Genomic DNA, 7,875 nt, shown 5'->3' on the forward strand with positions numbered 1-7,875 from the left:
GGGCGTCGCCCGCGTCTCGGATTTCTGTCTCATCTGCGCTTCTCCTAACGAGCTACGATGAGCCAGAAATCCTCCCTTCCTCAAGTCATCCAATCTGTCTCAGAAGCGCTGATGCCGGACACTCTGAGCAAGTCCGAGACCATCCAGGCCTTTCTGGCTCGGCCGCAGGGAGCGACGATCTCGGAACTCTCGGAGGCGACCGGCTGGCAGGCTCATAGTTTGCGCGGATTTTTGTCGGGAACTTTGAAGAAAAAGCTGGGTCTCAGACTTGATTCGTCCAAGGGCGAAGGTGGCCGCCGCTATCGACTCACCGAAGCTGCCAACTCATGAGCAGGACGGAAGAGCTCCTGGCAGGACTGGCCGGGATGGATCTGCAGAGCCTGCGGGACGAGTGGAAGGGTCTTTCCGGCGGCGACGCTCCGCCCGCCATGAGCAAGGAACTGCTCCGGCTTGCCATCGCCTACAGGAAACAGGAACAGGAGTTCGGCGGCTTGAGCCGCCGGACCTCCATTCGGCTGAGGGCACTGCGCAATGGCGGCAGGGCAAGCTTGCAGCTGAGTGGTGAGGCCCTGCCCCTGAAGCCGGGGGTCAAGCTGCTGCGGGAGTGGCAGGGCAAGGTTCATGAGGTTCTGGCTCTGGAGGACGGCCGATTTGCCTATGGTGGAAAAGTCTGGAGATCGCTGAGCGAGATTGCCCGGGAGATCACCGGAGTGCGCTGGTCCGGACCCCGCTTCTTCGGCACCAGGGACCGGAAGAGGACTGCCCCCGGTGGCTGAGCGTCCAGTCATCCGCCGCTGTGCGATCTATACCCGGAAGTCCTCCGAGGAAGGGCTGGATCAGACCTACAACTCCCTTGCGGCCCAGCGCGATGCCTGCACGGCCTACATCGCCAGCCAGAAGCATGAGGGCTGGACCTTGGTCCCAAAGACCTACGACGATGGCGGCTTCTCGGGCGGCAACCTCCAGCGGCCAGCACTCGAGGACCTGATGCAGGACATCGGCAAGGGTGAGATCGACATCATCGTGGTCTACAAGATCGACCGGCTTACCCGGTCCCTGGCAGACTTCGCCAAGCTCACGGAGGTCCTGGACCGCCACGACGTGTCCTTCGTGGCCGTCACCCAGCAGTTCAATACCTCGACCTCGATGGGTCGGCTGACGCTCAACGTGTTGCTCTCCTTTGCCCAGTTCGAGCGGGAAGTTGCTGGCGAGCGCATCCGCGACAAGATCGCCGCCTCCAAGCGGCGAGGCATGTGGATGGGAGGGCATCCCCCGCTCGGCTATGAGGTGAAGGCAAGAAAGCTGGTGGTCGTTCCGGAGGAGGCCGAGACCGTCCGACACCTCTTCCGTCGCTACCTGGAGCTCCGCTCCGTGCAACTCCTGCGAAGGGAACTGGCCGGTTCCGGGACACGTTCGAAGCGCAAGATCCTGCAGGATGGCTCGGTGCTGGGCGGTGCCACCTTCTCCCGGGGCGCCCTGTACACGATCCTCAAGAACCCGCTTTACCGGGGCCTGATCCAGCACAAGGGGGAGTGTTTTCCCGGTGAGCACGAGCCAATCGTGGAGGAGAAGTTGTTTTCGGATGTCCAGCGGGTCCTGGAACAGCAGGGGCCCGGGGACGAGGCGCGGCGCAAGCTGGCCTCACCCGCCCTGCTCAAGGGGCTGGTGTTCGATGCTCAAGGCGAGCGGCTGCAGCCAACCCATTGCAGCAAGGGCAGAACGAAGTACCGGTACTACACCTCGAAGTCTCTGCTGAAGGAGGGGAGGCAGCAGGCGACGAGCGGGTTCCGGGTTCCCGCTCCTGACCTCGAGATGATCGTCATCCGTTCACTGGCGAGCCACCTGAGAAGGAAGCAATGGGTTGCTGCGCTCATACACGATCCTGGAGACCTTCCGCCTGCACTTCAAAAGGCCCACGGCATTGCGGTCGATATCGAGAGACAGCCGATCGTGAACACCGGGATGATCGGCGATCTCGTTACCCGTATCAACATGGATAAGAGAAACATACATCTCAGGATCAACAGGGACCGGCTTGTCGCCCTCCTCACCGGCCGAGCCCCCGAGGAGACACAGTCGCCGCTGAATAGTCTACCCCTCGAGATCGACATCACCAGCCACCTCCTCCGGTGTGGCAAGCAGGTACGCCTGATGATCGACGAAACCGGGGACCAGCCAGAGTCCGACCCCCACCCCCGCCTCATCGGCGAAATCCTGAGAGCCCGTCGGTGGTTTGATGCGCTCTCATCCGGAGAGGTCCCGACCATCGCGGCCATCGCCAAGGCCGAGGGTGTCTCGGCTTCCTACATCAGCCTGAAGATCAGCCTCGCCTTCCTGGCACCAGACATCGTTGAGACCATCATCGACGGCACACAACCGATGTCTCTCACGCCGGAGCGGCTCAAGAAGGCCTGCCCGCTACCCGCTTCCTGGGAAGAGCAGCGCGCCCTGCTGCTGGCCTGAACTCCACACTGACAGTCTGTCTTTGTCGGGACGGTTCCGTGGGAAGCGGTTCAGCACCTATCAGGATGCACGACCCTGCGCACCATAACCGGAATTCGGGCCAGCGGAGACTTTCCGCGTGAAATCTATCAGCCGGAGCGTCAAATTGGTCTCTCCGGCGCTCCCGCGAGCTGACATACCGTCGAAGCCCCGGAAATGTCGGAGGCTTCGCCAGCAGCTGTCATTCTCATGGTTCGACGTGGGTGGATTGGCTGGGGCGGGAGGGATCGAACCTCCGAATGGCGGAATCAAAATCCGCTGCCTTACCGCTTGGCGACGCCCCAGCAGAGCGGGCTCCGTATAGCCAGCCGATCAAGACTTGCCTAGCCTCAAATGCGCCGCTATAAGCCGCGCCGGACCAAAGACGGAGTGTAGCGCAGTCTGGTAGCGCACCTGCTTCGGGAGCAGGGGGTCGGAGGTTCGAATCCTCTCACTCCGACCATCCTTGACTGTCAGCGGCGGCCAAGCAGAGCCCAGGCGGCCGGAAATCCGACAGCCGCGATTGCCGCCTTCACTGCATCCCCCACAAGGAATGGCAGAAGGCCGAGCTGAATCGCCTTCTCCGGCCCGATCCAGACCGCAAGCCAGATGAGCCCAGGCACATAGAGCACCGCGGCTCCGATCAGCATGGCCGCGAACATGCGCGGCGCCGTCCGGTCCCAACCTCGTTCGGCCAGCCAGCCAACCACATAGGCCGCGGCAATGAAGCCCAGGACATAGCCGAAACTTGCCAGCATGACGCCAGACTTGAAGCCCGCGAACACCGGCAGTCCGATCGCACCCTCGAATGCATAAAGCGCCAGCGTGGCGGCGCCAAGCCGCGAGCCATAGGCAGCGCCGATCATCAGCACGGCCAGCGTCTGCAGCGTCATCGGCACCGGCAGCATCGGCACATTGACCTGTGCAGCAGCCGCCACCAGCAGCGAGCCAAACAGGGCCAGAACGGCATTGCGGGCGAGGCCCGCGTTCGGCCACAGCCGGTCAGAAAGAAGGCTGGTTTTCATCGTCAATCACCCCTACCCTTGCTGGTCATGTTCTCTGGCCTGCTTATAGGGTCCGGCACGCTGTGCCGCAACCGGGCATGACGGACCTCGTCTTTGACCGGGAGTTTGCCATTACCCCCGGACGGGCGGAGGTACTCTCTCCGCTTGTCCGCCGGGTCGTGGCGAACAACCCCTCTGCCTTCACCTTCCGGGGCACGTCCAGCTTCATCGTTGGCCGGGGCGAGGTTGCGGTGATCGACCCCGGACCAGCCGACGACGCCCATCTGGCCGCATTGCTGGAGGCCGTGCGCGGCGAAACGGTGAGCCATATCCTCATCACCCACACCCATGCTGACCATTCGCCGCTGGCCGCAGCCTTGCAGAAGGCAACAGGGGCAAAGACCTTTGGCTATGGGCCAGTGCCCGCGCCAGCAGGCGGCGAGGCACTCAGGCTCGACGCCTCGATCGACCATGCCTTCCAGCCAGACGTGCGCCTGGCCGATGGCGACACCATTGCAGGCCGCGGCTGGACGCTGGATGGGGTGTTCACGCCTGGCCACATGTCGAACCACATGTGCTTCGCGCTGCGCGAGGAACGCGCCCTGTTCTCGGGCGATCACGTGATGGCCTGGGCCACCAGCGTGATTGCACCACCCGACGGTGACATGGCGCAGTATTTTGCCTCTCTCGGCAAGCTGCTGGAGCGCGACGATCAGGTCTATCACCCTGGCCACGGCCCCTCGCGGCCAAATCCCTTGCCGCTGGTGCGCGGCTATCTGGCCCACCGGCGCATGCGCGAGGAGGCCATCCGCAGCAGCGTGGACAAGGGTGCGCGCAGCGTGGCTGATGTGGTGGCCACAGTCTACGCCGGGCTCGACTCCACACTGCATGGCGCAGCCTCCCTTTCGGCACGGGCGCATCTCGATCATCTGGTCGAGCAGGGCAGACTGAGGAAGAGCGGCGGCGTCTACGAGCCAGTGCCGGGAAACCGGTAATCGCGAAAGCGCTGGCGCAGATCGAGCTTGGAAATCTTGCCGGTTGCCGTGTGTGGAATCTCGTCGACGAACACGATATCGTCAGGCAACCACCATTTGGCCATTTGCCCCACGAGGTGCTGGCGAACAGCGTCGGCCGTAATCTCCGCACCCGGCTTGCGCACGACAACGAGAAGGGGGCGCTCATCCCACTTCGGGTGTGGCAGGCCGATGGCCGCCGCCTCCTGAACGCCCTCACATCCCAGTGCCGCATTCTCGATCATGATCGAGGAAATCCACTCACCCCCGGATTTGATGACGTCCTTGGCGCGGTCGGTGATGTGCATGTAACCATAGTCGTCGATGGTGGCGACATCGCCGGTGTCGAACCAGCCATCCCCTTCAAAGGCCGACTGCCCCTCACCCTTGAAATAGCTGCGGGCCACCGCTGCGCCCCTCACCTTGAGCCGCCCGAAGGTCTTGCCGTCATGCGGCAGGTTGTTGCCATCATCATCGGTGATCTTCATATCGATCATGAAGGGTGGGCGCCCCTGCTTCAGTTTCAGCGACCACCACTTCTCAGGCGGAAGCTCCGCTGCCTGGCGCGACATCACCGCCAGAGAGCCAATCGGGCTCATCTCCGTCATGCCCCAGGCATGAATCACATCCGTGTCGTGGTGCTCGACGAAGGCGCGCATGATCGCCTCCGGGCAGGCCGACCCTCCGATCACCACGCGCTTCAGATGCGGGAGGCTGAGGCTGGTATTCTGCTCGAGATGACGCAGCAGCATGAGCCACACAGTGGGTACGGCAGCCGCAAAGCTGACCTTGCCAAGCTCAAGCATCTCGTAGAGCGATGCACCGTCGAGCCGGGGACCGGGCATTACGAGCGCAGCACCCGAAATCGGCGCCGAAAAGGCAATTGACCAGGCGTTGGCGTGAAACATCGGCACCACCGGCATCACCGTGTCGCGCGAGGACAACGCCATGGCATCACCCAGCGAACACATCAGGCCATGCAGCACATTGGAGCGGTGCGAATAGAGAACGCCCTTGGGATTGCCGGTCGTGCCGCTCGTGTAGCAGAGGCCGCAGGCGGTATTCTCGTCAAACTCGGGCCAGGCATGTGCCTCATCGCCATCCGCGAGCAGAGTTTCATAGCATACCGGGTTGCGCAGCCGCGTGGAGGCAGGCATGTGTGCCTCATCCGTGAGGATCACGAACCCCTTCACCCTTGGCAGGCTGTCCTGCAGCGCCTCGAACAGTGGCACAAAACTCAGGTCGATGAAGATCCACTGATCCTCGGCATGATTGATGATGTAGCTGAGCTGGCTCTCGAACAGGCGCGGGTTCAACGTATGGACGATGGCGCCGAGCCCCATCACCCCATACCAGACCTCGAGATGACGCCAGGTGTTCCAGGCCATCGTGGCAATCACGGTGCCGAGCCCGAGCCCCAGCCGCCGCTCCGAAGCAGAGGCCAGCGCCCGCGCCCGACGGCCAAGCGTGGCGTAATTCGTGCGATGCAGCGGGCCCTCGACGCTGCGCGAAAGAATGGGAGTCTGGCCATGCCAGCGCGCCGCATGTTCCAGCACGCGGTGCACCACCAGCGGAAAATCCTGCATCAGTCCCTGCATGGCCTTCAGCCCCGTGGCTCGATGGGTGTGATGGCGCCAAGTCCCAGCACCTGCTCGATGAAGCGCGCCCCGGCCAGCAGCCTTGCCTCGCCACGGCCCGGTGCCACGACCTGCAAGCCCACCGGCAGCCCATCTGCCGTGAAACCACAGGGCAGGGACAGGGCCGGCGAGCAGGTCAGCGTGACGGCATGAACGATCATCAGCCAGTCGACATAGGAGGAGAAGGTCACGCCGTCACACTCCGTAACGTAGCGCTGCCCGGCGGGAAACGGCGGCACGATGGTGGCAGGGCACAGCAGCAGGTCGAAGCTGTCGAAGAAGGCGCGCATTCGCCGGAACAATTCACCGCGCTGGGCCTCGGCGCGGGCGATGTCGGCGCCGGTCAGAGCAAGGCCCTGCTCGATGTTCCAGACGACTTCGGGCTTCAGCAGGTCACGGTGCGCGTCAAGCAGCGGCTTCATGTTCGCATAGGACAGCGCGCGCAGCGTTCGAGCGCAGTCACGTGCCTCCGTTAGATCCGGATGCGCCTCCTCGACGATGACGCCCGCCGCCTCAAGCTTTGCCGCCGCGGCAAGCACCAGCCCGGCAACCTCACGATCGACCGGCGGCAGGCCTAGGTCACGCGACACCGCCACCCGTCTTGGCCGCCATCCACTGCGAGCAGCTGCCAGGTAAGACGTGCCATCCGCGGGAAGTGACAGCGGATCAGCTGCTTCCTCGCCCACCATGGCATCGAGCAGCAGCGCAAGATCGGTGATATTGCGGGCCATCGGCCCCTCGACGCCAAGCGTGGAATCGATCTTTGTGAAGACCGAGGCCGCTACCCGGCCGGGTGACGGCCTGAGACCAGTGACACCGCAGAAGCTTGCCGGGTTGCGAAGTGACCCTCCGAGGTCAGAGCCATGTGCCACCCAGGCCATGCCGGTGGCCAGCGCCACGGCCGCTCCGCCCGATGAGCCAGCCGCCGAGAGCCGGGTGTTCCAAGGGTTGCGGGTGAGGCCGAACACCTCGTTGAAGGTATGCGCGCCCGCCCCAAACTCCGGCGTATTCGACATGGCATAAACAATTCCACCATTGGCCTCGAGATGGCGAACCATAAGGTCTGACACGTCCGCCACACGATCCTTGAAGATCGGCGAGCCCTGGGTGCAGCGCACACCGGCCACATCCATCAGGTCCTTGATCGGAACGGGCAGACCAGCCAGCGGCCCACGCTCGGCAACCGGCTTCTCCATCAGCGCGCGAGCATGGGCGCGGGCCCGCTCGAAACACAGCGTGGGCAGCGCGTTGACCGAGGCACCCACCGTGGCAATACGCCGCTCTAGCGCATCAAGACAGTCGAGTGGGGATATGGCCCCGTCTTTCAGACCAGCCACGACGTCGAGGGCAGTCATATGGATCAGCTCGGTCATGTGGGGCCTCCTGCCGCAAAGCCCGTCATGAAATCCGTTTGCCGCCACCCCGTCAACCGGCGTAAAAGCCTCCGATCACAGCTCGAGGGAGATCATCATGAACGCACCGGTCGCAGCCCCAGGCATGAACAAGCAGTGGGTGGAACGCCGCGCCAAGGCCGTCTCGCGTGGAATCAGCGCCGGCGCCCCGGTGATCGCGGCAAAGGCCGAAAACGCCGAGATCTGGGATGTCGAGGGCAATCGCTACATCGACTTCGGCGGCGGCATTGCGGTTGTCAATACCGGTCATCGCCACCCGGCCGTCATGAAGCGCGTGTATGAGCAACTCGAAGCCTTCACCCACACCTGCGCCATGGTCATGCCCTAT

Annotated in this window: 8 protein-coding genes and 2 tRNA genes; 6 read left to right on the forward strand and 4 right to left on the reverse strand. The window is 63.6% G+C overall.

What is annotated here, in order from left to right; all coding sequences use genetic code 11:
• Positions 1 to 111 precede the first annotated feature (111 nt).
• Genes ACILRN_RS14335 through ACILRN_RS14345 form a run of 3 tightly spaced genes read left to right on the forward strand, consistent with a single transcriptional unit; the run spans position 112 to position 2,463 of the window.
• On the forward strand, positions 112 to 330 hold the full coding sequence (locus ACILRN_RS14335; RefSeq protein ID WP_395689409.1) for a DUF3489 domain-containing protein: 219 nt from the start codon (positions 112 to 114) through the stop codon (positions 328 to 330).
• On the forward strand, positions 327 to 776 hold the full coding sequence (locus ACILRN_RS14340) for a DUF2924 domain-containing protein (RefSeq protein WP_395689411.1): 450 nt from the start codon (positions 327 to 329) through the stop codon (positions 774 to 776). Before ACILRN_RS14335 ends, ACILRN_RS14340 begins: the two co-directional genes overlap by 4 nt.
• Positions 769 to 2,463 (forward strand): recombinase family protein, encoded by a 1,695-nt coding sequence (locus ACILRN_RS14345; RefSeq protein ID WP_395689413.1) that lies wholly within the window; start codon positions 769 to 771, stop codon positions 2,461 to 2,463. Before ACILRN_RS14340 ends, ACILRN_RS14345 begins: the two co-directional genes overlap by 8 nt.
• Positions 2,464 to 2,711: 248 nt before the next feature.
• Here the strand turns inward: ACILRN_RS14345 and ACILRN_RS14350 are convergent.
• A tRNA-Gln gene (locus tag ACILRN_RS14350) sits at positions 2,712 to 2,786 on the reverse strand.
• 81 nt (positions 2,787 to 2,867) lie between these two features.
• Here ACILRN_RS14350 and ACILRN_RS14355 point away from each other — a divergent pair.
• A tRNA-Pro gene (locus tag ACILRN_RS14355) sits at positions 2,868 to 2,944 on the forward strand.
• Positions 2,945 to 2,954: 10 nt separating this feature from the next.
• Here ACILRN_RS14355 and ACILRN_RS14360 read toward each other — a convergent pair.
• Positions 2,955 to 3,506, reverse strand: coding sequence for a biotin transporter BioY (locus ACILRN_RS14360; RefSeq protein WP_395689415.1), 552 nt, complete (start codon positions 3,504 to 3,506; stop codon positions 2,955 to 2,957).
• 77 nt (positions 3,507 to 3,583) lie between these two features.
• Here ACILRN_RS14360 and ACILRN_RS14365 point away from each other — a divergent pair, with 77 nt between their 5' ends.
• Positions 3,584 to 4,480: an MBL fold metallo-hydrolase gene (locus ACILRN_RS14365; protein ID WP_395689417.1), complete on the forward strand. Its 897-nt coding sequence runs from the start codon at positions 3,584 to 3,586 to the stop codon at positions 4,478 to 4,480.
• On the opposite strand, the gene ACILRN_RS14370 is transcribed toward ACILRN_RS14365, so the two are convergent.
• The gene (locus ACILRN_RS14370) at positions 4,453 to 6,096 is read right to left on the reverse strand and encodes a long-chain-fatty-acid--CoA ligase (protein ID WP_395689419.1); all 1,644 of its coding nucleotides are present in this window, start codon (positions 6,094 to 6,096) and stop codon (positions 4,453 to 4,455) included. The two genes, ACILRN_RS14365 and ACILRN_RS14370, sit on opposite strands and share 28 nt — an antisense overlap.
• A 5-nt stretch (positions 6,097 to 6,101) precedes the next feature.
• Positions 6,102 to 7,508 carry an amidase gene (locus ACILRN_RS14375; RefSeq protein WP_395689421.1) on the reverse strand — a complete coding sequence of 469 codons (1,407 nt, stop codon included), beginning with the start codon at positions 7,506 to 7,508 and terminating at the stop codon, positions 6,102 to 6,104.
• Between the two features lie 97 nt (positions 7,509 to 7,605).
• Here ACILRN_RS14375 and ACILRN_RS14380 point away from each other — a divergent pair.
• Positions 7,606 to 7,875: aminotransferase class III-fold pyridoxal phosphate-dependent enzyme (locus ACILRN_RS14380; protein WP_395689423.1), on the forward strand; the 270-nt coding region annotated here is incomplete at its 3' end.

Origin of the sequence: Aestuariivirga sp. (genome assembly GCF_044238155.1) — a bacterium.
Taxonomy (GTDB): Bacteria; Pseudomonadota; Alphaproteobacteria; order Rhizobiales; family Aestuariivirgaceae; genus Aestuariivirga.

Excerpts from the sequence above, each read along its gene's own strand:
- ACILRN_RS14335 (WP_395689409.1), top strand. The coding sequence starts at position 112 with ATGCCGGACACTCTGAGCAAGTCCGAGACCATCCAGGCCTTTCTGGCT.
- ACILRN_RS14340 (WP_395689411.1), top strand. The coding sequence starts at position 327 with ATGAGCAGGACGGAAGAGCTCCTGGCAGGACTGGCCGGGATGGATCTG.
- ACILRN_RS14360 (WP_395689415.1), bottom strand. The coding sequence starts at position 3,506 with ATGAAAACCAGCCTTCTTTCTGACCGGCTGTGGCCGAACGCGGGCCTC.
- ACILRN_RS14365 (WP_395689417.1), top strand. The coding sequence starts at position 3,584 with ATGACGGACCTCGTCTTTGACCGGGAGTTTGCCATTACCCCCGGACGG.
- ACILRN_RS14370 (WP_395689419.1), bottom strand. The coding sequence starts at position 6,096 with ATGCAGGGACTGATGCAGGATTTTCCGCTGGTGGTGCACCGCGTGCTG.
- ACILRN_RS14375 (WP_395689421.1), bottom strand. The coding sequence starts at position 7,508 with ATGACCGAGCTGATCCATATGACTGCCCTCGACGTCGTGGCTGGTCTG.